Below are 24308 nucleotides of genomic sequence, written 5' to 3' on the forward strand. Positions count from 1 at the left end.
AGATTCAGCATGAGAAGGCTCTGGGCTACTGCTTCACATTATCCATTATTTCCCAACACGTCTATTATCACAGCGATCGCAATCTTGCTTGGTTGGGATGTGCAAATTCAACTTTTTTTAGCGCCTCTTTTCCCAACATTCACGGTTTAGTTGATTTTTACGCTGGAATAACGTTGCGGTAAATTATGGAACCAGAACAACCCACCTCAAACCATTCTTCCTCCCCTTCCCACCGCTTCATTAAACAACCCACCCAAGCCACGATCGCGAAAATTGTCCATTGGATCAACATTATTAGTTTGATTTTAATGATTGGCAGTGGATTGCAAATTTACAACGCCAATCCTGTATTTGGGGGCCGCGAAGGAATGCACATTCCCAAGCTGTTGACCTTGGGCGGTTGGCTCGCGGGAGGCCGGAATTGGCATTTCGCGGTGATGTGGGTTTATTCCCTCAATTTATTGGTTTATGGGTGCTATATTTTCATGACTCGTCGCTGGAAGACGCGCTTTGCAGCAACTCAAGATCTAAAAGCATTGAAAGCCAGTGCTAATCCTAAGCGCAAACTTTTTGCTGGACATAAGTTAGTTTATACGTTGATTATCCCGCCTTTGTTATTGGCGATCGTCTCTGGATTGGCCATGTATAAGCCAGCGCAGTTATATTGGCTAGTTAATGTATTTGGAAGTTGGCAGAATTTACGAATCGTGCATTTCATTACGATTCCGATCGTATTGGGTTTTGTCATCCTCCATTCATTCCTATCCTTTCGGTTTGGGGGGATGCGGTTAATTCGATCAATGTTTTTCTAATTAAGATTTTGAGTCGATATTTTTGACGGCTAATTTTTTGTTCCAATCGCTGTAAAGGATAGAGAGTATGCGCTTAATTTTGCCCGATCGACATCTCTCACGGCGGAAATTACTGCAATGGTCTGGGGTAGCAGGTAGTAGCTTACTGCTCAATGCCTGTGGATCTAGCTGGGGTTCCACAGAGGTGGGAATTGTCACTGAACCGTTCAACCAAACGATCCAATCGTTAATGGTTTCACAGAAACCGATTCCGGAATTTTCAGTGAGTCAAATTGAACCCCAAGCACTCTTAATCAATTCCTTTGACATCACCCCCACCATCGATCCTAAAACCTTTTCGCTCAGCATTTCTGGCGAAGTCCAGCAACCCCTTGCCCTAAGCTTAGCGGACATTCAATCCATGCCCTTGACCTCAATGATTATTAGCCATGTTTGTGTAGAAGGTTGGTCTGCGATCGTGCAATGGGGTGGCATTCGCCTACGGGATTTAATCATGCTGGCTCAACCCAAAGCAGGGGTGCGGTATGTCTACTTCAAGTCAGCGGATGGCTACTACGAAAGTTGGGACTTAGCCTCTGCGGTTCATCCCCAAACCCTTTTGGCTTACCAGAAAAATGGCGAGCCGTTACCGATCGAAAATGGTGCCCCCTTGCGTCTGGCGTCCCCGATTAAACTGGGCTACAAGCAAAGTAAATGGGTCACCGAAGTTCGGCTACTGAAGGACTTACCTGCAGACCGAGGCTACTGGGTCAATCAAGGCTATGAGTGGTTTGCGGGTCTGTAGTCGCCCCTTGGCACTCTGGAAGCAAGCCCTCCATACCGCCTAGCAGTCTCCCGCAGTTTTTATCACCTCACCCCCCATCGCGCAACACTAGGCATTGGCCTTGAGATAAAGCTGATGGGTAAAGGGATACTCAATTAAGGTCGGCTTTTCGGGCAAATAACGGGCTTTTAAAAAGGTCTTCTGCTTCAGGCCCTGCAATTTACCGATCGGCATCCCTGTCGCAAACCGCTCCAAATGAGCCAACTTCCAGAAAATGGCCGCAGGTTTCCGATCTCCCGTTGTGGAGGCAGGCCGATGGATCGCCTTACCCCGATAGCGACCACCTCCAGATGCCGCCTCACAGCCGAGGTAAATGCCCTTCCAAGTCACTTCCGGGTTGAGGGGCTGATCCCCAGCCCGATCGGCGGCGTAGATAAACGTTTCGATCGCGCGGGTGCCCCGAATCTTTTCAATTTCACCAAAGGCTTCAAATTCCATACTGCCGTATACCACGTAGGATGGGTTAAACGCCTGAGCTTGTTGCGCTGAGAGGGCATCCAAGGCAGATAACAGGTGAACTTCGGGAACAGCGACCAAAATTGCGAGATTACGAGACGTTTCCATGAAAAGCGCAACAAAATACTAGAGTCAGCAATCCATGGAGGTTCGAGGCAGCAGTCCCGGCGCACCATGGCCCAATCCACATTACTAAACAACGGTAACGGGAACAACCGCTAAAATTTGGGAATCTGTCACCCAGGGATTTTTCCACCCAGGTTTCGATCGTGGGCACGATCGCTAGGTCAAAATGGCCCCGCCCAGCAAGCGGGTGTAGCGATACTTCAATTCCGCCGCCATGGCTGGCCACCGGGATAGGGTTGGATCTTTGTCGATCGCCTTTTGGGCAGCATCGCGGGCAATTTCCAAGACATCCTGATCCTCCACCAGACTGGCCAAGGCAAAATCTGGTAATCCCGACTGCCGGGATCCAAGCACCTCCCCAGGGCCTCGGAAGCGCAAATCCATTTCTGAGATAAAAAAGCCATCCTGGGACTGTTCCAGTACCTTCAGCCGTTGTTGGGCAGGGTCGCTGCGGGAACCGGTCATCAGCAAACAGTAGGACTGGGATGCCCCTCGACCAACCCGGCCCCGCAATTGGTGCAACTGGGACAGGCCAAACCGTTCCGCATGTTCAATCAACATCACCGTTGCATTGGGCACATCCACCCCCACTTCCACCACCGTTGTGGAAACGAGGATTTGGGTCTGCCGATCGCGAAAGGCACTAATCGCTGCATCCTTTTCCGCCGAGGTCATTTTGCCGTGTAATAATCCCACTTGGAATTCTGGAAACACCGTTTGCTGCAAGTCCCCATGGGCGACGATCGCCGATTTTAAATCCAGCTTTTCCGACTCATCCACTAAGGGTAGAACCACATAGACCTGCCGTCCCTGAACAATTTCCCGCCGCATCAGGTCATAGGCTTGCTGGCGATCGCGATGGCTGAGGACGGTCGTTTGAATGGCCTTACGACCGGGGGGCAACTCATCAATTTGACTCACATCCAAATCCCCGTGCAACGTTAAGGCCAACGTGCGGGGAATCGGCGTAGCAGTCATGGTAAGAACGTGGGGATTTTCGCCTTTTTGTTGTAACCTTGCCCGTTGTTGCACGCCAAAGCGATGCTGTTCATCAATTACCACCAAGCCCAAGCGATCGAACTGTACTGGATCTTCGATCAACGCATGGGTTCCCACCAGCAAAGGCAATTCCCCCGTTTGCAACTGGGTGTGAATTTGTCGTCGTTTGGCGACCTTGGTCGATCCGGTTAATAATTCCACGGGTAAATGCAACAGCGTAAACCATTGAACCAATTTCTGGTAATGCTGTTCTGCTAACACTTCCGTGGGAGCCATGAGCGCCCCCTGGTAGCCCGCTTGAATTGCGGCGAGTAAGGCAATCACCGCCACCACGGTTTTCCCCGAGCCCACATCCCCCTGTACCAGGCGATTCATCGGCGTCGTTTTTTGCAAATCCCCCAGAATATCCTGAACCACCCGCTGCTGGGCTCCGGTTAATTCAAACGGCAACACTGTATAAAACTGATCTAACAATGAGCCTTCGGGTGTCAGAACAACGCTAGTTTGCTGAATTTGTTGTTGGTAACGCCGGGAGAGTAGCCCTAATTGTAAATAGAAAAATTCATCAAAGACTAATCGCCGCCGTGCGGATTCTAACGCCGATCGATCTTCAGGAAAGTGAATGTTCGCGATCGCGGTTTGCACTTCCATCAAAGCATACTGTTCGCGCAATCCTTGGGGCAGGGTTTCCTGCAATTGCTGGGCAGCGGGCAACCCCGAGACCATGGCCCGCCGAATCAAATCCGCACCCACCCCTTCCGTCAGCGGGTAGACGGGTACAATGCGCCCCACGGATTCAGAATCAATTTCGCCACCATACTCTAGGACTTCAATTTCTGGGTTGTCCAGGGTCAGACCAAATTTAGTTTCCTTAACTAACCCAGAGGCCGCCACCGCCGCACCGGAGGGGTAGAGCTTTTTCTGCTGCTCCTGCCAACCACGTCCGGAATAGCGGCTGCCCATGTAAAAGCGACTCAGCTTCATCCGCCCGGAGGAATCACGAATCGTTACTTCAAAGATCGTGAGTTTAGGATTTTTAGAACTGGTAAAGCAATTGCTGGAGGTAATGCTACCCACAACGGTTACGGTTTCCCCTGCTTTCAATTCCCGAATCTTGGCTTGGCGAGCATAGTCAATGTGATCGCGGGGATAGTAATACAGCAAATCCCGCACGGTGAAAATGCCCAACTTCGCTAGCTTTTCCGCACTTTTGGGACCAACGCCGGGGAGATAGGTCACCGCTTGTTCTAGATCAACCTTGCGGCTTCCCGTAGCTTTGGTGGCAGGGGTGACGGTTGCCACTGGTTGACTCGATCGCTGACTTTGGGAGCCCCGATCGGAAAATTTTCCAGCAGCTTCCTTAGCGGCGATCGCTGAAGTTTGCTCCGATGGGGCTAGCGCTTGCGAAGAATCCTGGGTGACCTCTGCCAACAGCTTCTTCGTTTGGTGCAGCAGGCGGCGCGTGTCGGCCACCAGGTGTTGCCGTTGGGCAAAGCTGAGGTCACTGTAACGGCCATAGTCTGCGGCCAATTCCTGGATTTTTTGGCGCTCCGATCGGCCCAGTTCCGGTAAGGGCTGGCCCAAACTCAGTTGCAAAAACTCACTGAAGCGGTACTGGTTGCCTTGCAGGTCATTAAAGCCATTTTCCGCTTCCACTGAGAGCGCTTTTTGTAGCCGCAAAAAATCCATAGGCAACCTAAACTGGAGAGGGCAGGATATCCCTAGCTTGTGTAAATTCCCCTGTATTCTACTCGCAAATCTCCTATGGCTTCTACGATCGATTGGACGGCCCTGACCGCAGAACTCAACGGCATTGAATGCATCAGCGAACCGACGCAGGTGGCCAAACTGTCCCAGGATTATTACCACTTCAGTCCAATTTTGCAGCCGATTTTTGCGGAAAAACGGGGGGATCTGGTCGTCAAACCCGCCAACGAAGCGGAGGTGATCCAAGTGGCCAAAACCTGCGTGAAATATCGTGTGCCGCTGACGGTGCGGGGGGCCGGAACGGGTAACTATGGGCAATGTGTGCCGCTGGCGGGGGGCGTGATTCTGGACATGACGAAAATGACAGCGGTGAAATGGGTCAGGCCCGGTGTGGCCTGTGTGGAACCGGGGGCCAAGTTAGCCGCGATCGATAAGCAAACCCGTCCCAGCGGTTGGGAACTGCGCATGGTGCCTTCCACTTATCGAACTGCGACGATCGGTGGCTTCATTGGCGGGGGTAGCGGCGGCATTGGTTCCATTACCTACGGGCAACTGCGCGATCGGGGCAACCTGAGATCGGTCAAGGTGGTGACCATGGAGGAAGAACCGCGCGTGGTGGAACTGCGGGGCGAGGCGGTGTACCAAGTGGCCCACGCCTACGGCACCAATGGCATCATCACCGAATTGGAAATGCCCCTCGCTCCGGCCTTGCCCTGGGCGGAAGTCATTGCTACTTTTCCCAGCTTTATGGCAGCGGCTCGCTTTGGACAATCCTTAGGCGACGCCGATGGCATTCTCAAACGCTTAATTACCATTTGTGCCGATCCAATTCCCCAGTATTTCACCGCCTTGCGTAGTTGCATTAACCCAGGTACCCACGCAGCATTGATGATGGTGTCAGAGGATTGCTTGGAGCCCTTGCGGGAACTGGTGCAGGACTGTGACGGCCAAGTCACCTACGAGAAGCCTGCGGAGGACAGTCAAAAGGGGATTGCCCTATGGGAATATACCTGGAACCACACGACCCTACACGCCCGATCGGTTGATCCCAACCTGACCTACTTACAAACCCTGTTTCCCTACGATCCCAACTTAACGCTAGTCGAGCAGATGTATCAAGAATTTGGCGATGAAGCGATGATGCATTTGGAATTCCTGCGGGTGGCGGGTCGCACCACTCCGGCAGCCTTGCAACTCGTGCGCTTTAGCAGCCCGGAACGCCTACAAGCCATCATCGATCGCCTAGAAAGCCTCGGCGCGATCGTTTTTAATCCCCACGCTTATACGATCGAAGATGGCGGCATGAAGGCGATCGACCAAGCCCAACTCACCTTTAAACAACAGGTTGATCCCTATGGCTTACTCAATCCCGGCAAAATGCGCGGCTGGAACGAGATGCAGCCTTCATAGCCAAACTACGATCGTCCTAGGTTCAAGATTTGATCAGCCGTTAAAGAAAATTCTGGCACGATCGTCGATCGCAGGGGAGTATCCCCAACATAGACCGTGTCCTCATACTGACCCTGAATCCACTGACACAGCACCACTTGCTGACGTTCGGGATCAACAATCCAATATTCGTTGATGCCACGGGCCGCATACTCCGTGCGCTTGTAGCGATAGTCCCGTTCGCGATTGCTTTCTCCCGGCGAGACAATTTCAATCACCAACACGGGCGGCGGCATCTCATGGGTGATGATGTTGCGGCGTTGTCCCTGAAGCGCAGCATAGCCTTCTTCATCCAAAACTGCTAAATCGGGTAAGCGCACCTTGGCCTGACGACCACTGACAACTATTTCTAAATCCTTCAGATTAATTAAGACAATCGCGATATATTTCGCCAATTCCAGCATTAACAACTTGGCAATCCGGCAATTATCTGGAGACTCCGTTGGCATTTCTACTAAAGTTCCATTGACCAGTTCATACCGTCGCTCAGTGCCATCTTCGTAGTTGAGATAATCCTCCAAAGTGAACGATCGAGGCGTTTGAGAAATGGCTATTTGAGACATTGAAGAACCTCTACGAGCGATATCCCATGAGTCTCCCGCGAGACCACCTAGTTGCAAGTATCCGTTGAAGTCATACCGGATACAGGCATCCAAGATTCTGTTCTCACTTTAACAAATTTCCTTAGCACAAATTTCGCTAGTACAAGTTCGCTCTAGCACAAATGCCCTTGGCGACTCAGAATTGCTAGAAAAGAGACATCCAGCCCTTCGGCATCGCCCCGAGACGACAATAACGATTTATCTCAAACAAACAACCTAATATGCTCCACCTTGGGAACATCAGGTTAACCTATTGAAAGAGCATTCATTTGGTTCCATTGGGGCAAATTCATGGCTATGCGTCGAATTTTTCTTCCTGTACTGTCTGCCTTGACCTTAGGTTCAATCGGGCTCAGCCCTCAGCCAGGAATGGCGCAGTCCTCTCCCCAATCGCCCCTTCCAGCACTGGCACCGTCCCAAACTACGATCGCACCACCGTCCATTAGCAAAATTTTACCCGCCGATACCGCAGGCATTTTCCTAATGAATCCCGATGATGCGTTGTGGGAAGATCTGGCGAAGTTTGGCCTCTTTCCCCGCGATTTCACAACTCCGGGGTTTCTCTTTAGCCCGATCGTTGGGAGCGTGAATTTCTATACCGATGTGCAACCGTGGCTGGGGGGCTCCGTCGGAATCGCACTGCTCTCTGGTTCTGGCATGTCGAACACCCGTATGGTGATGTTGGCTCCGGTAAAAGATGCTACACCGATTCCCAAATTCCTCGATCGGGTAAAGCAGCAACAACGCAAACCCCCGATCGAACAAACCTACAAGGGTGTGACTCTTCTCGTTTGGGAACCCGAAGCCCTAGGACCTTCTGAGTTGCCTGACAAGGCTCCCAGCGATTCCCCAGAACAGGACTCCCCAGAACAGGACTCCCCAGAAAAGATTGAAGCGATAAGAACCCATTCCCCACAACCATCGGCGAACCTGTTAAGTCTTGCTGTTAAATCTGATCCGGTTTCTGTTACTTCTTCAAAGGTTTCAGATACTTTCTCAACGATTCCATCTAACTTATCAAAGACTCCTCGAATCTATTCCAATTTCCAATCCACTGAGAATTCGATCGCCATTACAAACCCAGCCAGCCCAGACAACGTTCCCCTCCCCTCGCCACCGCAACCCCAAACCCCTCGCCCCAGGAAAGTCTTCAAATTGCCGGGGTACGCGATCGCCTATCTACCGAGTGGGTACGTGGTCAGCGCCACCACCCCAGAAGCCATCCGCAAACTCATCGACGCCCAAGAACAACCCGATCGCCTGAGTGAAAACCCCGGATTCCAAAAAACCTTCAGCGATCCGCGTTTTCCAAAATCATTATTTATGGGCTTTGGTAGTTACAGCAAACTGATCGCTTCCAGCCTGGAAGATACAACTCAAAATTTGCAAGATTTCCCGTTTGCCATGCCATTCCCGCTACCTAATGCTTCACCGGATTTGGCGCAGACATTGGAAACATACTATGGTGAGATTTCGGGCTTTGCTTGGGCCCAGCCGGAAGGACTACGGATGCAAGGCTCCCTCACCTTTAAGAAGCCCATCCCACCGGAAATGATTCAGGCAGTCACAAGTCCAAATCTCCTGCCGGAACGGATGCCCCAAGTCACCTACGGCATGACCAATAGTACTAATTTGGCCTTCTATTGGAAAATCTTTAATCAGGGCATTGAACTCAATCCGAGATTCAAAACGGGAGTGGAAAATTTTCGCAAACTGTCGCAGAGCTTAGTGGGGCTTGACGATCGTGATATTTTCCCCTGGATGGATAAGGAATATGCAGGGTTTGTGTTTCCGACCCAGGGCGGATTCTTTCCAACCATGGATCCCAAGCTTGCGATCGGGGTTGGGATGCTGATTCAGACGAGCGATCGGGCAACGGCGGAGAAAACTCTAACAAAGGTCGATAATCTCATCACCACCCGTTTTGCGAAGGACTTTACGATCAAGCCTCGGGAGATTAAAGGCCAAAAGTTTACCAGTTGGGAAGTGGCCGCCCCCTCCAATGCCCCCAGGAAAAGGCCGAATCCGACCTCCGGTTCGGCGTCTAAAAAGGCACCGAGCAAACCCTCCACGCCCTTGGTTAGCATCCTCTCCCATGGCTGGGTGGCTCCGGATACGCTGATGGTTGTGAGCGGCATTGATAGCGCCACTAATTTAGTGCCTACACCTTGGACAAAGCTGTCCGACTCAACTAATTTCCAAGCGGCGATCGCACCATTGCCCCAACCCAACATGGGCTATTTCTATCTCAATCCCAGCGCAATGATTGCGTTGGCGAACGGATTTGGCTTTGGGGAAGTCTTAAAAACACCGATCTACAATGAACCCGATCGCACTGTAGGAGATGTGGTTGGTAGCATTCGTAGTTTGAGTGGCACCAGTAATATTGAGAGCAATTCTATCTCCTCTGACGGATTTTTAGCGTTGGCCTCTCGGCCCCTCAAACCGTTGACCGCTCAGGAATTAATTGAACTCGGCGACAAAAAAGGATTAGGGGATAGTGATAGCGCGATCGCCAATTACAACCGGGCATTACGGCTTGAACCAAATAACAGCGAAGTCTATTTCAAACGAGCCATTGTCCGACAGCAAAGTAGTGACTTTGTAGGCGCGATCGCGGATTTGGATCAGACCCTTGAGAAAAATAGCCAAAATTCCACGGCCTACCTGTTACGCAGTTTAGCGAAGAGCAAACTCTACGACTTTCCCGGCACGATTGCCGACAGTACAGCCGCGTTAAAGCTGAGCCAACCGCCATCGGCCAAAGCCTACGAAGTTCGAGCCTACGCTAAGGTGGAACTGGAAGACTATCCCGGCGCGATCGAGGATGCGACGCAAGCTATCAACCTCTATGAAGCCAATGCTATGCCGTCAGATATTAAGAATGCTGGATCAAACTTTACCCTGAGTAGGATTGTGGGGGGAGACAGCCATACTTCGTTAGGCAACCGCTGCTACGCGCGGGCACAGCTAGGCGAGTTTGCCAAGGCGGTAGAGGACTGTAATCAGGCGATCGAATTGGATATGGCAGAGGTGGAGGCGGAACTGTTTGCGGCTCGTTGCTATGCACGGGTTGGCTTGGGTGAAAAGATAGCCCTGAAGGAAGATTGTGGTTGGGCTCTGGAACTTAACCCCGACAGTCCTGATGTCCATGAAGCCCACGGCTTAGCCCGTAAACGCCTTGGCGACCTCAAAGGGGCCGAGATTTCCCTCAAAAAAGCCAAGGATCTTTACCAAAAACGGGGCAATTTAACCGCTGTGCAACGGGTAGAACGGGCGATCGCGAGCTTGCCCCAAAAGCCCTAAGGCTCATTTCTAAATACCATTCAAAACGGGGCAGATTCAGGATTCAATACTGGTTTAATGCTCCGTTTTATCTTAAGTAAAATTAAAACAGTAGTTCGATCGGCAATTGATTTATTTACAGCCAGTAATTATAAAATCAGTGATTATACAGTTGCATTAATTAGCAAGCAGAATAGTGATCCTTCTTCTATTGTTAAGAACCCTTAGCACTGTGCACAAAAGCAACAGGGTATTTAAAGACAGGATATGTTTAAGCCATTTTCTCTTTTAAGTTTGAGTAAAGTCACCGTAATTACAGCAAGGCTCTGTCAGAATTGTTTTATCAAGATTTGTCCAGGGTTTTGTCGTTCTCAGTGAGAATTTATTGCCTTAAGCATCCCACCGCAAGATACGCATACTGTGAGATACGCATTAATACCTCCAGTTTGACACCTTAATGCAACATTGTTTTCAGAAATTTGTCTTGACATAGACATTATGAAATCAATGCTATGCATTACGGTCTGAGCATTACGGTCTGATCTTTAGCAGATCCCTAACATCAGATATCAAACGGAGATCGATCGAGGGCTAGGGGGCTTGAAAGGAAGATAAAACTAGCATTTTCCATCACATTTCTCGTGGCTTATTGAATTAGATTTCAGTAATTGAGTCGCTAGCAAATTTCGATCGTTCAAAATTGGTATCCGTTCTTTCAGATAGCCAACTTTCTCTCCAGTGCGCTGGATTTGTCTTCCTATTGTTTTTGTCATCTAAGCATCTACCTTCGAAATCCGTACTTCATTCACGACTCTCGAAGGAGAACAATCCCATGATTCGCATTCAGCAATTAGCTTTAGTATCCACCGCTGTCACCTTAGTTTCTTTTGGTGTGGGCAATGCTGCCCAAGCTGCGAGTATCGTCACCAATGGCGGATTTGAAGATCCGGCACTCTCCACTGACGGCACGTTCTTAATTCAAAACCCGATTCCTGGATGGACTCAAACGGGGGGCGTAGCTGGTGCAGGTATTGAGATTCAGCGCCGCGCCGCCGGTGACCCCTACGAAGGGAACCAACTCACCGAGCTAGATGGCAAGAGTGTGACCGAGATTTCCCAAGATTTAGCGACTGTGATTGGGCAAGTCTATAAGCTGACGTTTGCCTTTTCCGCTCGTCCGGAGAACTGGCCCCCCAATTCCGGCAATGCAACCCCTGGTGGCGCATCCAAACTCAGTATTATGAACGTTTCCTGGGGCGGAACGCTGGTAGATACCCTCAAGAAGGATGGTGCAGGGCTGAGCAACACAGACTGGAGTGTATATACTTACTTCCTAAAAGCAACGGCAAAAACAACGCGCCTCAGTTTTGGCAACTTGACAGAACCTTCGGACACCTACGGCTCCTACCTGGATGACGTGAATGTGACCGCAGTCCCCACCCCTGCACTATTACCGGGACTGGTGGGCATGGGAATCGGTCTGTTCCGCAAACGGAAAAATCAATTGGACGCAGTCGCTGAATAACACAGTCGCTGAATAACACAGTCGCTGAATAACGCTTAGTGGGTAACCCGATCGCGGATCTGACCCTTGAGATTTTCTCCTAGTGCTTTTAGGCATAACGGGAAAGTCTCAAGGGAATTTCGTCTTGAGGGGATTTCGATCGTGCGTCAGATCGAGCTTCCACCCAGAATCACGACAACGATCGCCCGTCTAAACACTCTATTACAGCTTTATTTCTCAACTTGGACGCCGCGCCAAAAGGCAATATAGCCTTTGATTTGCTTAGCCGCATCCTTGGGCTCAGGATAATACCAAGCGGCATCCTTATTGACTTCGCCATTGACGACGATCGTGTAGTAGCTAGCAATTCCTTTCCAGCCACAGGTTGTATGCGTGCTACTTTCCTGGAAGTATTGTGCATCGATCGAATCCGGTGGAAAGTATTGATTGCCTTCCACAACTTCACAGCGATCGCTCTGGGCTAAGACGACTCCATTCCACATAGCTTTGGGCATTTGTTGTTCCTCGGTTTAACAGTCATCACTGCACGTTTGGACAAGTCCCCCCTCAGTCGATCGTCCAGTTTTGAGCAATTTCCCAAGAGGGCTCCGTCCAATTCTATCAACTGGGATTGTTACAATTCAGCTTTTCTCGATTTCTTTGCGATACCTGCGGGTCTTTGCGATGCGCTTTCGATGCCATAAGAGTCCGATACAATTAAGAGAAAGGCTGGTATTTTCTTCGATCGACTCCCTCCCATGACCCAGTTCCAAATCCCCACCATTCCTCCTCTAGAAAACGGCGATCGGCTCACCCGTGCTGAATTCGAGCGCCGTTATCAAACCATGCCGCACCTGAAAAAAGCAGAACTGATTGAAGGAGTTGTTTACTTGCCTGCTGCCCTACGCTTCAAAACCCACGCTGATCCTCACAGCAACCTATTGGGTTGGCTCTGGTCGTACAGAATTGCCACTCCCGGCCTAGAACTGGGCATCGAACCCACAGTCAGGTTAGATCTGGGCAATGAACCCCAACCCGATGCAGCCCTCTTCATCAGCGAAGCCTGTGGGGGACAAACTCGGATCAGCCCCGATGACTACATCGAAGGTGCACCGGAACTGTTGGCGGAAATTGCAGGTAGCAGCGTTGCCATTGATCTGGGCGATAAAAAGCAAGCCTACCAACGCAATGGCGTCCAGGAATACATCGTTTGGCGCGTCTACGATCGCGCGATCGATTGGTTCGTTCTGGAAAATGGCGTTTACACACTCCTACCGATGAATGAGGCAGGCGTGATTCGTAGTCGCCTCTATCCGGGCTTATGGCTGGCGGTCAATGCCATGCTTTCTAGTGAGATGCAAGCAGTCATGGCGACGTTACAAACCGGGTTACAGTCTGCGGAACACGCAGCCTTTGTGCAAAAGTTGGCGCAACGGTTAGCAACCTTTTGAGTTACAAGGACTTACCCATGAACTGGATTATCCGCAAATCAGGAGAGATCGCGATCGATTTTGTTCCTCCTGCCACATTTATGGACTGGTTAATTGAGCAAACTCCAACCCTCTTAAATTGGGTAGATCCCTACAGTGATCGCCGTTTAGACTCCTACGGCCAAAAGTCGGTCTTACAACTCTTGCAAGCAATACGTCAGGGCGCAGAAGAAGAAATTCGTCAGCATTACAGCACTCGCGGTAAACTGCCTCAAGATCCTGCTATTCGCCAAACGATATTAAACCAATTAGTTGCTCAAACTTTGGAAAAACAACCCCATTGGCAATGGTTACAGGAGCTAGAGTCAGTGCTATTGTTGGCATTAGCAGAAGACCTATCGATAGACTGTATTGGTGATTAAACTGCTGAGATCATTACCTGTTTTCTTACAGCCTCCCACATTACTATGCGGAAGGCTTTCAACGGTTGTTCTGCTAGCTGACCCAATACACCTAGCATCACCTTACGAATTCACGTAGGCGATCGCTGGCGTCTTCGAGTTGTTTCGCGCCGGATTTGATGACTTGGTGGCAGGTGAGGGTCGGCAGTAGGTTTGTCAATGCCGTGAGCGTGGCAATGTTACCATGACCACAGAGGAGACTGATAGCAGCCGCTAACCCGATCAAGCTACTGGCGGCACTGCTCCACAGCCCCAGGTGATAGTATTTTTGAGCTAGATTAAAGCTCTCGCGAGATTGGCGAAGAATTTCTTGCTGAATTTGATTAGACATGGTGATATTGGCCTTAGAAATCAGTGGACTGGGGTTGGGCTAGCTCTCAACTGGTTCCCACGATAAGGCTTGTCAATTCTGGGTTTGGGGATGATCGGCAGGGATGATCGGCAAGTTTTGCAAAAGTGATTATGATGGAAGATGAGCCAGCTTGAGGTGGGGATACAATCGCATGACTAATCTTGTAGAAGCATTACATTCCGCCCAGTTTGTAATCAATTCCAAAGGTGAAAAAGTCGCTGTCCAACTCAGTCTCCAAGCTTGGCAACAAATTTTAGATTGTTTAGAAAATCAGGAAGATCAAGCGATCGTTCGATCGACTCAAAGCCAATTAGCGGAATTACAAGCGGGGAAGACTCAGGGAAATTGGCTGGATTGGAACGCTGTCGCCAGTGAATGGTATGCGCCCGGATGAGTTGGATTAGGCGACAGTTTTTTGTGAGTGTCGTAAAATTGTGGGACGAGTTGCGGATCTTCCGCAGAATAGGTGGGGATCTTCCGCAGGAGCGATCGTGCCGCAAGGGTCAGAAAAACAGTGCAAACTCACACCACGGGGCATTCAGAAACTAGAGAATGCACTGGAAGATCACTTTGGAAATCGACCAGCAGACAGGCAAGTCGCAGAGGCTTTCAGCATCGATCGCGAAACGGTTGCGAAAATTCGTAATGGCAATAAAGCAAGTACCCGTGGTTCGATCGATCGCCTATTTAGTGCCTTGGATTTAGATCTCCTTGAGGATGATTATGAGAAGCTAGCCAGCACCAGAAGCGCAACGATCGTCGCAACGAATCCCTTCGATCACACAGATTTATGGGGCTGTGATGAGTTGTTACGGCAGATTTTTGAGCGATTGGGGAAGGGGGGCAGTCAGGCGTTAATTGGGCCAGCAGGCTGCGGGAAGTCACAGATTTTGAGAGCGATTGTTCAACAAGGATCCCAACAACTAAATCGTGAAGACTCAACTTTCTTCTACATCGATATGCGTCTAATTCGTGATGAGAAGGGATTTTTTGAGGAGTTATGCACAGCATTAGATTTTGAATATTGCGATCAAAATCAGCTACGGCGAAAAATTATCAAAACTAAACGTTCCCATGTACTATGCCTAGATACAGTACACATTTTACTAGAACCACCTTTCCCAAAAGCTACGCCAAACTGGTTGAGAGGAATGGCTGAGATGCCAAATTCACCTTTGCAGTTAGTGGTGGCAAGCCGCAAGAATTTACAAGAATTGGCACACGATTACAGCATTAGTTCTCCTTTTGTTGATTTTTTTGCAGGACAGACTAGCATTTTAAATTACTGGAGCTTGGCTAGTGTTGAACAGTTTATACAGGATAAATTGATAGGCACTGGGGTATCATTCGATCAAACAATAATTTATGAAGTTTGGAAAAATACGAATGGCAAGCCTAAAGAAGTACGAGAGATGGTAAAGAGACTTTATAATGCAGAGATACAGTAGCCAGTTTCAGGAAACCTTTTTGTTTGACAAGTAGGAAGGGATAGATTAGGTCTTTTGAAAGATAGATGAGGTATCTGAGAAGGTTAAAGTTTATGTTCGTGCTCCATTTACTGTAATGAATTTAATTTTATAAAGATAAAATTTAAAAAATCTTACTTTTATTACTGTCACAATCAAAATTCATTCATAGGGTACGTTGAAAGCGTAATCACAATATCTCTATCCTCCAATTACTTCTCTTGCACCGTAAATAATTTCATTATCTGTAGATGAAAACTTCTATAAAATAGCTAAACCCATGGTTATACCTATTGAATCTACTAGAATTATCTCTCCCATCTCTAATCCCTACATTGTCGGCCCGCCCGTCACTGGTAGTCTCTTCGTCGGACGCGAAGACATCCTCAAAACCCTCGAAGAACTTTGGCTCAAACCTGGCCAAGTTGAATCCGTCGTCATCTACGGCCACCGCCGCATGGGCAAAACCTCCATCCTCCGCAACCTCCCCGGACGCTTCGGCACCCATACCCACATCATCAACTTCAACATCCAAACCCTCGGCACCCTCCCCAGCACCCAAGAACTCATCTTCGCCCTCGCCCAAACCCTCTACGACGACCTCCCAGCCCCCCTCCAAACCGCCATCCCCGAACCCCAACTCACCGACTTCCCCACCCCAGAAAAAGACTTCCGTCGCTGGCTCAAAAAACTCGAACCCTACCGCCAAAACCACCGCTTCATCATCGCGATCGACGAATTCGAACTCATCGAAACAGGCATCCACGAACAACGCTTCGACGCCAGCCTCATCGGCCATTGGCGCGGCATCCTCATGGACTTCCCCTGGATCATCTTCGCCTTCGCCGGACTCCACACCCTCCAGGAAATGACCCAAAACTACTGGAACCCCCTCTTCGGCAGCGTCCGCAAAATCCCCGTCAGCTTCCTCAGCCCCGCCGCCACTAGCAAACTCATCACCAACCCCAACGACGACTTCCCGATCGACTATGACCGCGATGCACTCTTTGGCATCTATAACCTCACCGGCGGCCAACCCTACCTCATCCAACTCATCTGCCAAAACCTCGTATCCCGCTTCAACCAACTACGCTTCGAGCAAAACCAAGAAATCGAACCCCTATTTACCGACGACGACGTAGCCGCGATCGTCAACCACCCCCGCTTCTTCCAGGAAGGCAGCGCCTACTTCCGCGCCATCTGGGATCAAGCCCAAGAAACCAACGCCGAAACCCAACTCGCCATCCTCCGCCACCTCACCCACGACCCCGCCACCGCCTCCCAACTCCAAACAGCCCTCAACCTCCAACCCGATGACCTCGCGATCGGCCTCCAACTCCTACTAGACCACGACATCATCCAACTCAACCCCGACGATCGCTACGAGTACCGCGTCGAACTCATGCGCACCTGGGTCGCCCGCACTCAAATGGCCTAGCATTCTCTGTCCTTAATCAGAGTCCTTAATCCGACAAACTACTCTGCGCCCGACGAATCATCTTATTGACATCCTCATTGCCATTCATAGGCATCATTTCAATCTCAGAATGCTGTTGCTTAAATACCCGAAAAATTTCATCCGCAAAGGCTTGCCCGATCGCTTCCACCCCAGCAAAATCAAAGATCACAACTTTAAACTTATCCACGCTTGCCAATAGCCGTTTCGCTTGAGAGCGCGAAACCAACATTTCATCACCGTACTGCGCTAACCGCACGGGTACCACTGTTTTCGTGAAAGCGTAGTCATCTCCCGACGAAAACTGGTCGAACACTTGCTTAGAGGTTCTCGAAGTATTGTTACTCAGACGCATAAAAACAGATGTACCAGAACCAGGCATTTGCCGCTCAGCAATCCAATCCTCTGCCCTGTGAAATTGATGAGAAAAATGCACAGTACCCGAAAGGATATCAAACGCATCAAACATTCGTGATGAGAAAAAGATCCCTTGACCACTATGGCGTTTCGGGTCAGTAGTCAATTTCCCTTTAGACAATTCCAGAACAGCATGACGTTCATCATAGAGATTCAATTCCCGTTGAATTTTTTTAAAAATTCCTTCTCCATCGTCATGAATAAATATTTCGGTATTGATTGCATTTCTTTTAAAGACAATACCAACATGGCGACCTAACGAGTGATCGATCGCGTTATTCAACATTTCAGTAAAACCGTAATACCAAATAGACTGAACGTTATCAGGCAAATCTGCAATGAGCGACTTGATATCAGAATCCCATACCCGATCTTCTTCCAGATGACTTTTCAGAGAGTAAGTTTTCGTCCATTCCACCAACGGATGTAACCGATAGCGCTTACTTCTGGTTGCCCCCTCAACAACAATTGCATTTTGTTTGACCAGAGCCTGAATATGTCGATTGATAGCCTGCCGACTCACGCCAAATTCTTGCGCCGCCAAAATAGCCACATCCTGCGGATGTTCTTCAACATGGGACAAAATAAACTGACGAATCTGCTCACTTCGCTTCAGAAGTTTTGACACATCACACCTCCCTTCGCTTGTCCTAATTATTTGTCAACCAAACTCAACTAGATTGTCAACTTTTTGAGATCTAATTGTCAACTTTCTGGATGTAGTACCCGCCTCCCCCTCAATCCCTCCCATGCCCATCCACCTCGCCCACCAGCAACCGTGGTAGGTTAAAGTTCTCGTAAAATTTCGCCACAATTCTTACCCAACCCGTGCCATCCCGCCTAGTCTGGTAAGAAATTGTCCGGTCAGTAATTTTTCGGAGTTCACGCCTTTCCCAGCCCAAACCCATGCAGCAGAGCCGCCAGCCCTTAACCCAATTCCGTCAAGCGATCGATCGTCGTGACTTCCTCGTCACCGCCGAAGTCGCCCCGCCCAAGGGCACCAACCCCGCCCACATGATCCAAATGGCCAGCCTGCTCAAAGGTCGCGTCCACGCCGTCAACATCACCGATGGTAGCCGTGCCGTCATGCGCATGGCCTCACTGGTATCCGCCCTGCTGCTACTGGAACAAGGCATCGAACCCGTCTACCAAGTCGCCTGCCGCGATCGCAACGCCATTGGCCTACAAGCCGACCTCCTGGGTGCCCATGCCCTCGGCATCCGCAACGTCCTCGCCCTCACCGGCGACCCCGTCAAAGCTGGCGACCACCCCGACGCCAAACCCGTCTTTGACCTGGAATCCGTACGCCTACTGCAACTGATTACCAAACTCAACTCCGGCTTTGACTGGGTGGATCATGCCCTCACCGATGGCGCAACCGATCTCTGTGTCGGAGCAGCCGTGGATCCGCAGTGTGGCAGTTGGTCAGGGCTGAAGCGACGCTTTGAACGTAAAGTCAACGCAGGCGCACAGTTCTTCCAAAGCCAACTCATCACCGACTTCGATCGCCTCGAAAAATTCATGGCCGAAATAGGCCGTCCCGCCGGAAAGCCAATTCTAGCTGGAATTTTCCTACTGAAATCCGCTAAAAACGCCCGCTTCATTAACCGTGCCGTCCCCGGCGTCAACATTCCCGATCACATCATCGATCGCCTAGAACAGGCCGCCGATCCGCTCCAGGAAGGCATCCAAATTGCCGCTGAGCAAGTCCAAATGGCCCAGCACATCTGCCAAGGCGTCCACCTCATGGCCGTCAAACGAGAAGACCTAATTCCCCAGATACTCGATCGGGCCGGAATCGCACCCCTGCAAACCAAAGCTCCGTCAAACGGGCAAAAAATCAGCATCTAGCGGCCCACTCCCTACTCCCCACGCCCCACTCCCTACCCACTCCCCTACCCCTCCCCAAAACTCGCCATAATGGAAACACACCCGATCTAACTTCCCCGACCCCTAGGCTATGGCTCTCAACCTCTTCACCGTTGGCAAACCCGTCCCCGCAGATCGCTTTATCGGTCGCACCGCCGAAATTGCCACCGCCTTCGACCAAATCACCAGCCAAAGCAACCTCGCCGTCTGGGGCAGTCCCGGCATCGGCAAATCCTCCTTCCTCAACCTGCTGGCCGATCCCCAAGCTTGGCAAATTCGCGGCTACGATCCCACCAGCGCCGTCATTGTGCGGTTTAGCTGCTTGGAACTGCTCCCCTTCAGCGAACCCCGCTTCTGGAAAGAAATTCTGACCCAAATCCAGGACTACGCCGAAACCGCCGAGATCGTCAGCGAAGCCAAAACCGTCCTGCAAGCCGATAACCTGACCAAAGACGGTCTGCGCCAAGTCCTGCGGGAAATTGGACGCCAGGGCCAGTACCTCGTGCTGCTGGTGGACGACTACGACGCCACCCTGCAACCCCAACCGGGCTACGACGACAACGCGATCGCCACCTTCGTCAGCGACTGCCGCAACCTCTGCTCCCACGCCCGCGAAAGCCAATACCTCTCCATGGTTGTCACATCCCTACGGCGGCTGAACGAACTGGGGCCGAAGCTGCAACCGGGCAGTTCCCCCTGGTATAATCATTACCTGTTTCTGCCCATCAAACCCTTCAGCACCCACGATGTTGCAGCTCTGATGGGAGGCTTGCCCATGACCCCAGCCCTGCGGGACGGCATCCGGGAAATGACCAACGGCCACCCCGCGCTGCTGCAATCGGCAGGGAATTTGCTCTACCGGGAACTACGATCGGGCAACGTCCCCGATCCCCAAGCCTTTGCCGCCGACTTCCGCACCATGACCCAGCACCTCTACGAAGCCTTCTGGAACCTAGCCAGCGATGTGGAGCAAACCCTGATGATGCTGATTGCCCTCCTCCACCTTAAAGGGCGACTGCAAAAAAAACGCTACGATCTGGGCGATTTGGAACTGGTTTTTAGCCAAAAGGAACGGGAACTGTCCAACCTAGTGGAGCAGGGAATCCTGACGCGCAAGTCCCGCGCCGGAGAATTTAAATATGCCTTTGCCTCGTCGATGATGGAATGGTGGGTGGTGGAAGAAATGGAAAATAGCTCCGAAGATTGGCTACGCGATCGACAACGGGTGTTTCTCAATCTGATGAGCCACCGCCAAGCCGAAACCGTCACCAATGCCATCCGCTGGCTCTGGCAGCACAAAGACGAATTACCCACCATTTTGGAATGGCTCGCGAAAATTTCCACCGCCTTCCCCAAAGGCATGATTCCCGGCTAAATTCTGCCCTTGCCCCCTAGCCACACCCAGAACCACAGCCTACAATTTGGGTATTCTCAACTCGATCGCAAAGAGGTTGATCTCCCCTCTACCCTCCTACCCCTCTACCCAATCCCCTTCCGTCTACCCCGCAACCCTGCGCCCCAGATGTTCAGTCTGGAGGGAGACATCCCAATGATCATGGTCGCCAGTCGCAGAAATCCTTACATTATTGGTCGTCCGGTCAATGAACCCGATCGTTTTTTCGATCGGGAACCGTTGCTGGAGTTCATCGCTGACAGCCTCAGCCAAAAAGCGCCCGTAATCCTGCTCCACGGCCAACGGCGCATTGGCAAATCTTCCGTGCTGGCCCAGATTCCCCATTGGCTGCAAGCCGAGCCCTTCACCTTCATCGCTCTGTCCCTGGAAGGCAAAAGCCACAAATGCCTGCCGGAAGTGCTGCACGATTTGGCGAAGGAAACGCTGCAATCCCTGGACTGCCTGAACCGCGTCCCGATCGTGCCGTCGATCACGGAACTGAAAGAAAATCCCGGCAGTTTTAATCGCTTTCTGGAAAATTTATCCACCTGCTGCGATCGGCCAGAACTGGTGCTGCTGTTAGACGAGTTCGACACCCTGGGGAACTATCAGCCCGATGCAGCGGCCTATCATCTTTTCCCGTTTCTGGCGGAAACGATTCAACAACAACGCTTTCTGCACATTATTCCCGTGGTGGGTCGTCGGTTGGAGGATTTGCCCACCCTGATCAGCCTGTTTAAGAGTGCGCCCAGCCAGGAGATCGGGTTGCTAGATCGGGCTATCACAACGCAACTCATTACCCAACCCGCCCAGGGCATCCTGCACTACGCCGAAGACGCCATTACCGCCATCTTTGACCTCTGCGCGGGCCATCCCTATTTCACCCAGGTCATCTGCTTTGCCATCTTTACCCAAGCTCGCCAGGACGATCGCTGGGAGGTGACGGCAGAGGATGTGTATCGTGTGGTAGATCGGGCGATCGAACTGGGCGAGGGCGGACTCGTCTGGTTTTGGGATGGGTTACCCATTGCGGAACGAGTCCTGTACTCAGCCGCAGCGGAAGTGGCTGAGAAAAGTTCCACAGGTGTGGACGCGAATCCCACCATCCGCGAGGGGGATCCCTTAGCACTGTTGGAAGAGTGGGGCGTTTCCCTGACAGACTGCCTGCACAAGGCCCAGCAGAATTTAATCGAGTGGAAATTCCTTAAGCGAATCAAAAAAGCTGAATCCCCGGAAACCGTTTCGCGCGGCACCTACAAAATTACGATCGAACTGGTGCGGCGCTGGCTAGTGCGGCAACACAGTATTCGCGATGAAATCTGGGAATTAGAAAACCTCAATCCCGAACTGAAGTCCCTCTACGAAGAAGGCCGCGATCGACGCTACCAAGGGGAGCTTTCAGAGGCTATTTCGCTGTATGAGCGCGTTTTAGCTGAAAATCCCAACTATTTCAGCAGTTTATTTGAGCTAGCTGACTGTCTCTTGCATACCAAAGCCTATGCCTACGCCTTAACTTTGTTCGATCGGGCCTACTATGTTGATCCCTTTCGCGCACGGGAAGGTTTAATGCGATCGGGCCTCGGCCATGCTAAAACCCTGATGGAGCGCAGTCAAATTGCTGAAGCAGAGAAGGTTTTAGATCGGTTATTGGAAATGGATGCGGAGAATCCCGAAGTACGATCGTTTCTCGCAGAAATTGCAGCACAGAAAACGCAAACCCTCCAGATCCAGCAATCCTGGGGTAAGTTCATTCCCGAATGGAAGTGGAATCTCTCGAAACAATCATCCGAACTACCGCCTCAGGATTAACCCATAATCTTTGTCATCACAATACATCGACAAAAGCGTGCGGCTCATTTGCTGGACGAACATGAGCTTCGTTGCAATCCAAGTGGCATCCACAATCGGCTAATGGCAAGACTGGAGAATCGAGGAAAAGAGGGGTGTCATCTTAAGCAGTAACCGTCAGCCATTCTAGCGATCGGGGTTCCTGCGAGGGATAATAAGACCTGGCTAATACCCCAGAAACCCCAATCGCCTATGCATCCCAACTTCCAGCACCTTGCAACGCTGTACAAAAACACCCTGCTCGACAACGTCTTACCCTTCTGGGAAACCCATTCGATCGATCGAGAATACGGCGGTTATTTCACCTGCCTCGATCGCACGGGCCAAGTCTACGACACCGATAAGTTTGTCTGGTTGCAAAATCGCCAAGTCTGGATGTTTTCCGTTCTCTGCAATCGTTTAGAAAAGCGGGAAAATTGGTTGCAGATTGCCCACCATGGCGCAGAATTTCTGGCTGCCCACGGTCGCGATGCCGATGGAAACTGGTACTTTGCCCTAGATCGATCGGGCCAGCCCCTGGTGCAGCCCTACAACATTTTTTCCGATTGCTTCGCTGCCATGGCCTTTAGTCAGTATGCGCTGGCTTCGGGCACCGACTGGGCGCGGGAAGTCGCCCTGCAAGCCTATAACAACGTCTTACGTCGCAAAGATAACCCCAAAGGCCAATACAGCAAAGCCTATCCCGGCACTCGGCCCATGAAATCTTTGGCAGTGCCCATGATTCTGGCCAATCTCACACTGGAAATGGACTGGCTCTTGCCCAGTGAAACCCTAGAAAGCGTGCTAGACACAACGGTTAAGGAAGTACTCACCGATTTTTTCGATCGAGATCGGGGACTCATGTTTGAAAGCGTTGCCCCGGATGGTTCCCACATTGATTGCTTTGACGGTCGGCTGATCAATCCAGGTCACGGCATCGAAGCCATGTGGTTTATCATGGATATTGCCAATCGTCGAAATGATTTAGTGACGATTAATCAAGCGATCGACATTGTGTTGAATATTTTAGATTTTGCCTGGGATGGGAAATATGGGGGACTGTATTACTTCATGGATGCCAACGGCCATCCCCCCCAGCAATTGGAATGGGATCAAAAACTGTGGTGGGTTCATTTAGAAACCCTTGTCGCCTTGGCCATGGGCTATCGCTTAACGCAACGGGAAGCCTGCTGGGCTTGGTATCAGAAATTGCACGACTACAGTTGGTCGCATTTTACCGATGCCGAGTATGGCGAATGGTTTGGCTATCTCAACCGCCAAGGCGACGTGTTACTCAACCTCAAAGGTGGAAAATGGAAAGGCTGCTTCCATGTTCCTCGGGCCATGTTCCTATGCTGGAAACTGTTTGAATCCCTAGCCACTGAAAATCTAGCGGCTTAAGCTTTTCTCAGTCCCAGGGAGGATATTCGATCGGGGCTTTTTTCTACGGGAACCCGTGAAACTACCCATTCGTCAATGACTTTTGGTTTGTGCTAGCGCTCATGTTCAGACAATCTAGTTTTGTAACTTGCTCAATTCTGCAATTTGCAGCTAGGAGGATTCACCCGGAGTTTCAACACCAAGGCATTGTTTGAGGTTCAAATCTGTAGCATTGATCAATCAATTGGGTATTAGAGCGTTGTTTCTCGATCGTTCGGTGTGATCAGTAGGAGACCCCATGACTAAAGCCAGCCGATGGTCATCATTTACGACCTTTGTCAAAACACTGCTCTTGGGCGGCATTCTGGGCGCAACCGGCATTGTTGTTTTGCTATTCCTGAAACCGCAGTGGTTCCAGAATGTGGGATTAGTCAGTGCGCCCCAGTCCACCGTTTCCCCAACCGTCGAACCCACCGCCTCCCCCAGTTCCACCC

Annotated in this window: 22 protein-coding genes; 16 read left to right on the forward strand and 6 right to left on the reverse strand. The window is 50.8% G+C overall.

Annotated features, from left to right (window positions below):
• The 3 genes from ACN4EG_RS22295 to ACN4EG_RS22305 all read left to right on the forward strand — a co-directional run.
• The coding region (locus ACN4EG_RS22295) for a hypothetical protein (protein ID WP_431632398.1) at window positions 1-182 on the forward strand (182 nt) is incomplete at its 5' end.
• Window positions 183-185: 3 nt separating this feature from the next.
• Entirely contained in the window at window positions 186-812 is a 627-nt protein-coding gene (locus ACN4EG_RS22300) for a cytochrome b/b6 domain-containing protein (protein ID WP_431632399.1), read from the forward strand.
• 67 nt (window positions 813-879) lie between these two features.
• Complete coding sequence (locus tag ACN4EG_RS22305; RefSeq protein ID WP_431632400.1) at window positions 880-1596, forward strand: molybdopterin-dependent oxidoreductase; 717 nt, start codon at window positions 880-882, stop codon at window positions 1594-1596.
• An 87-nt stretch (window positions 1597-1683) separates the two neighbouring features.
• Here the strand turns inward: ACN4EG_RS22305 and ACN4EG_RS22310 are convergent, their stop codons facing one another.
• The gene (locus ACN4EG_RS22310) at window positions 1684-2199 is read right to left on the reverse strand and encodes a hypothetical protein (RefSeq protein ID WP_431632401.1); all 516 of its coding nucleotides are present in this window, start codon (window positions 2197-2199) and stop codon (window positions 1684-1686) included.
• A 174-nt stretch (window positions 2200-2373) separates the two neighbouring features.
• On the reverse strand, window positions 2374-4905 hold the full coding sequence (gene recG, locus ACN4EG_RS22315; RefSeq protein ID WP_431632402.1) for an ATP-dependent DNA helicase RecG: 2532 nt from the start codon (window positions 4903-4905) through the stop codon (window positions 2374-2376).
• A 75-nt stretch (window positions 4906-4980) separates the two neighbouring features.
• Between recG and ACN4EG_RS22320 the strand changes: the two genes are divergently transcribed.
• A complete protein-coding gene (locus ACN4EG_RS22320; protein ID WP_431632403.1) occupies window positions 4981-6333 on the forward strand; it encodes an FAD-binding oxidoreductase in 1353 nt (450 codons plus the stop codon).
• A 5-nt stretch (window positions 6334-6338) separates the two neighbouring features.
• Here ACN4EG_RS22320 and ACN4EG_RS22325 read toward each other — a convergent pair whose 3' ends face one another.
• The gene (locus ACN4EG_RS22325; RefSeq protein WP_431632404.1) at window positions 6339-6935 is read right to left on the reverse strand and encodes a Uma2 family endonuclease; all 597 of its coding nucleotides are present in this window, start codon (window positions 6933-6935) and stop codon (window positions 6339-6341) included.
• A gap of 330 nt (window positions 6936-7265) precedes the next feature.
• Here ACN4EG_RS22325 and ACN4EG_RS22330 point away from each other — a divergent pair, with 330 nt between their 5' ends.
• Both ACN4EG_RS22330 and ACN4EG_RS22335 read left to right on the forward strand, forming a co-directional pair.
• The gene (locus ACN4EG_RS22330; RefSeq protein ID WP_431632405.1) at window positions 7266-10280 is read left to right on the forward strand and encodes a DUF3352 domain-containing protein; all 3015 of its coding nucleotides are present in this window, start codon (window positions 7266-7268) and stop codon (window positions 10278-10280) included.
• A gap of 811 nt (window positions 10281-11091) precedes the next feature.
• On the forward strand, window positions 11092-11784 hold the full coding sequence (locus ACN4EG_RS22335; RefSeq protein ID WP_431632406.1) for a PTPA-CTERM sorting domain-containing protein: 693 nt from the start codon (window positions 11092-11094) through the stop codon (window positions 11782-11784).
• Between the two features lie 209 nt (window positions 11785-11993).
• Here the strand turns inward: ACN4EG_RS22335 and ACN4EG_RS22340 are convergent, their stop codons facing one another.
• Window positions 11994-12278 (reverse strand): DUF427 domain-containing protein, encoded by a 285-nt coding sequence (locus ACN4EG_RS22340; RefSeq protein ID WP_431632407.1) that lies wholly within the window; start codon window positions 12276-12278, stop codon window positions 11994-11996.
• Between the two features lie 243 nt (window positions 12279-12521).
• Here ACN4EG_RS22340 and ACN4EG_RS22345 point away from each other — a divergent pair, with 243 nt between their 5' ends.
• A complete protein-coding gene (locus ACN4EG_RS22345) occupies window positions 12522-13214 on the forward strand; it encodes a Uma2 family endonuclease (RefSeq protein WP_431632408.1) in 693 nt (230 codons plus the stop codon).
• Window positions 13215-13231: 17 nt separating this feature from the next.
• Window positions 13232-13615 (forward strand): hypothetical protein, encoded by a 384-nt coding sequence (locus tag ACN4EG_RS22350; RefSeq protein WP_431632410.1) that lies wholly within the window; start codon window positions 13232-13234, stop codon window positions 13613-13615.
• A gap of 97 nt (window positions 13616-13712) precedes the next feature.
• Here ACN4EG_RS22350 and ACN4EG_RS22355 read toward each other — a convergent pair whose 3' ends face one another.
• Window positions 13713-13985 (reverse strand): hypothetical protein, encoded by a 273-nt coding sequence (locus tag ACN4EG_RS22355; RefSeq protein ID WP_431632411.1) that lies wholly within the window; start codon window positions 13983-13985, stop codon window positions 13713-13715.
• Between the two features lie 172 nt (window positions 13986-14157).
• On the opposite strand from ACN4EG_RS22355, the gene ACN4EG_RS22360 reads away from it, so the two are divergent.
• From ACN4EG_RS22360 to ACN4EG_RS22370, 3 genes are all read left to right on the forward strand, one after another.
• The gene (locus ACN4EG_RS22360) at window positions 14158-14400 is read left to right on the forward strand and encodes a hypothetical protein (RefSeq protein ID WP_431632412.1); all 243 of its coding nucleotides are present in this window, start codon (window positions 14158-14160) and stop codon (window positions 14398-14400) included.
• Window positions 14401-14497: 97 nt separating this feature from the next.
• Complete coding sequence (locus ACN4EG_RS22365) at window positions 14498-15454, forward strand: ATP-binding protein (protein ID WP_431632413.1); 957 nt, start codon at window positions 14498-14500, stop codon at window positions 15452-15454.
• Window positions 15455-15752: 298 nt separating this feature from the next.
• A complete protein-coding gene (locus tag ACN4EG_RS22370; RefSeq protein ID WP_431632414.1) occupies window positions 15753-16910 on the forward strand; it encodes an AAA family ATPase in 1158 nt (385 codons plus the stop codon).
• Between the two features lie 25 nt (window positions 16911-16935).
• Here the strand turns inward: ACN4EG_RS22370 and ACN4EG_RS22375 are convergent, their stop codons facing one another.
• Window positions 16936-17973, reverse strand: coding sequence for an STAS-like domain-containing protein (locus ACN4EG_RS22375; RefSeq protein ID WP_431632415.1), 1038 nt, complete (start codon window positions 17971-17973; stop codon window positions 16936-16938).
• Between the two features lie 278 nt (window positions 17974-18251).
• On the opposite strand from ACN4EG_RS22375, the gene ACN4EG_RS22380 reads away from it, so the two are divergent.
• The 5 genes from ACN4EG_RS22380 to ACN4EG_RS22400 all read left to right on the forward strand — a co-directional run.
• Window positions 18252-19196 (forward strand): methylenetetrahydrofolate reductase, encoded by a 945-nt coding sequence (locus ACN4EG_RS22380; RefSeq protein ID WP_431632416.1) that lies wholly within the window; start codon window positions 18252-18254, stop codon window positions 19194-19196.
• 109 nt (window positions 19197-19305) lie between these two features.
• Window positions 19306-20589 carry an nSTAND1 domain-containing NTPase gene (locus tag ACN4EG_RS22385; RefSeq protein WP_431632417.1) on the forward strand — a complete coding sequence of 428 codons (1284 nt, stop codon included), beginning with the start codon at window positions 19306-19308 and terminating at the stop codon, window positions 20587-20589.
• Window positions 20590-20763: 174 nt separating this feature from the next.
• Window positions 20764-22416, forward strand: coding sequence for a tetratricopeptide repeat protein (locus ACN4EG_RS22390; RefSeq protein ID WP_431632418.1), 1653 nt, complete (start codon window positions 20764-20766; stop codon window positions 22414-22416).
• 231 nt (window positions 22417-22647) lie between these two features.
• Window positions 22648-23835 (forward strand): n-acyl-d-glucosamine 2-epimerase, encoded by a 1188-nt coding sequence (locus tag ACN4EG_RS22395; RefSeq protein WP_431632419.1) that lies wholly within the window; start codon window positions 22648-22650, stop codon window positions 23833-23835.
• A gap of 277 nt (window positions 23836-24112) precedes the next feature.
• On the forward strand, window positions 24113-24308 hold a 196-nt coding region (locus ACN4EG_RS22400), incomplete at its 3' end, for a hypothetical protein (RefSeq protein ID WP_431632420.1).

This window comes from Alkalinema pantanalense CENA528, from assembly GCF_050753345.1.
GTDB classification, from domain to species: Bacteria; Cyanobacteriota; Cyanobacteriia; order Leptolyngbyales; family Leptolyngbyaceae; genus Alkalinema; species Alkalinema pantanalense.

Coding starts and splice junctions, on each gene's coding strand:
- ACN4EG_RS22370 (WP_431632414.1), top strand. CDS start 15,753: ATGGTTATACCTATTGAATCTACTAGAATTATCTCTCCCATCTCTAAT.
- ACN4EG_RS22305 (WP_431632400.1), top strand. CDS start 880: ATGCGCTTAATTTTGCCCGATCGACATCTCTCACGGCGGAAATTACTG.
- ACN4EG_RS22335 (WP_431632406.1), top strand. CDS start 11,092: ATGATTCGCATTCAGCAATTAGCTTTAGTATCCACCGCTGTCACCTTA.
- recG (WP_431632402.1), bottom strand. CDS start 4,905: ATGGATTTTTTGCGGCTACAAAAAGCGCTCTCAGTGGAAGCGGAAAAT.
- ACN4EG_RS22380 (WP_431632416.1), top strand. CDS start 18,252: ATGCAGCAGAGCCGCCAGCCCTTAACCCAATTCCGTCAAGCGATCGAT.
- ACN4EG_RS22360 (WP_431632412.1), top strand. CDS start 14,158: ATGACTAATCTTGTAGAAGCATTACATTCCGCCCAGTTTGTAATCAAT.
- ACN4EG_RS22310 (WP_431632401.1), bottom strand. CDS start 2,199: ATGGAAACGTCTCGTAATCTCGCAATTTTGGTCGCTGTTCCCGAAGTT.
- ACN4EG_RS22385 (WP_431632417.1), top strand. CDS start 19,306: ATGGCTCTCAACCTCTTCACCGTTGGCAAACCCGTCCCCGCAGATCGC.
- ACN4EG_RS22355 (WP_431632411.1), bottom strand. CDS start 13,985: ATGTCTAATCAAATTCAGCAAGAAATTCTTCGCCAATCTCGCGAGAGC.
- ACN4EG_RS22390 (WP_431632418.1), top strand. CDS start 20,764: ATGATCATGGTCGCCAGTCGCAGAAATCCTTACATTATTGGTCGTCCG.
- ACN4EG_RS22340 (WP_431632407.1), bottom strand. CDS start 12,278: ATGCCCAAAGCTATGTGGAATGGAGTCGTCTTAGCCCAGAGCGATCGC.
- ACN4EG_RS22330 (WP_431632405.1), top strand. CDS start 7,266: ATGGCTATGCGTCGAATTTTTCTTCCTGTACTGTCTGCCTTGACCTTA.
- ACN4EG_RS22395 (WP_431632419.1), top strand. CDS start 22,648: ATGCATCCCAACTTCCAGCACCTTGCAACGCTGTACAAAAACACCCTG.
- ACN4EG_RS22345 (WP_431632408.1), top strand. CDS start 12,522: ATGACCCAGTTCCAAATCCCCACCATTCCTCCTCTAGAAAACGGCGAT.
- ACN4EG_RS22300 (WP_431632399.1), top strand. CDS start 186: ATGGAACCAGAACAACCCACCTCAAACCATTCTTCCTCCCCTTCCCAC.
- ACN4EG_RS22350 (WP_431632410.1), top strand. CDS start 13,232: ATGAACTGGATTATCCGCAAATCAGGAGAGATCGCGATCGATTTTGTT.
- ACN4EG_RS22320 (WP_431632403.1), top strand. CDS start 4,981: ATGGCTTCTACGATCGATTGGACGGCCCTGACCGCAGAACTCAACGGC.
- ACN4EG_RS22325 (WP_431632404.1), bottom strand. CDS start 6,935: ATGTCTCAAATAGCCATTTCTCAAACGCCTCGATCGTTCACTTTGGAG.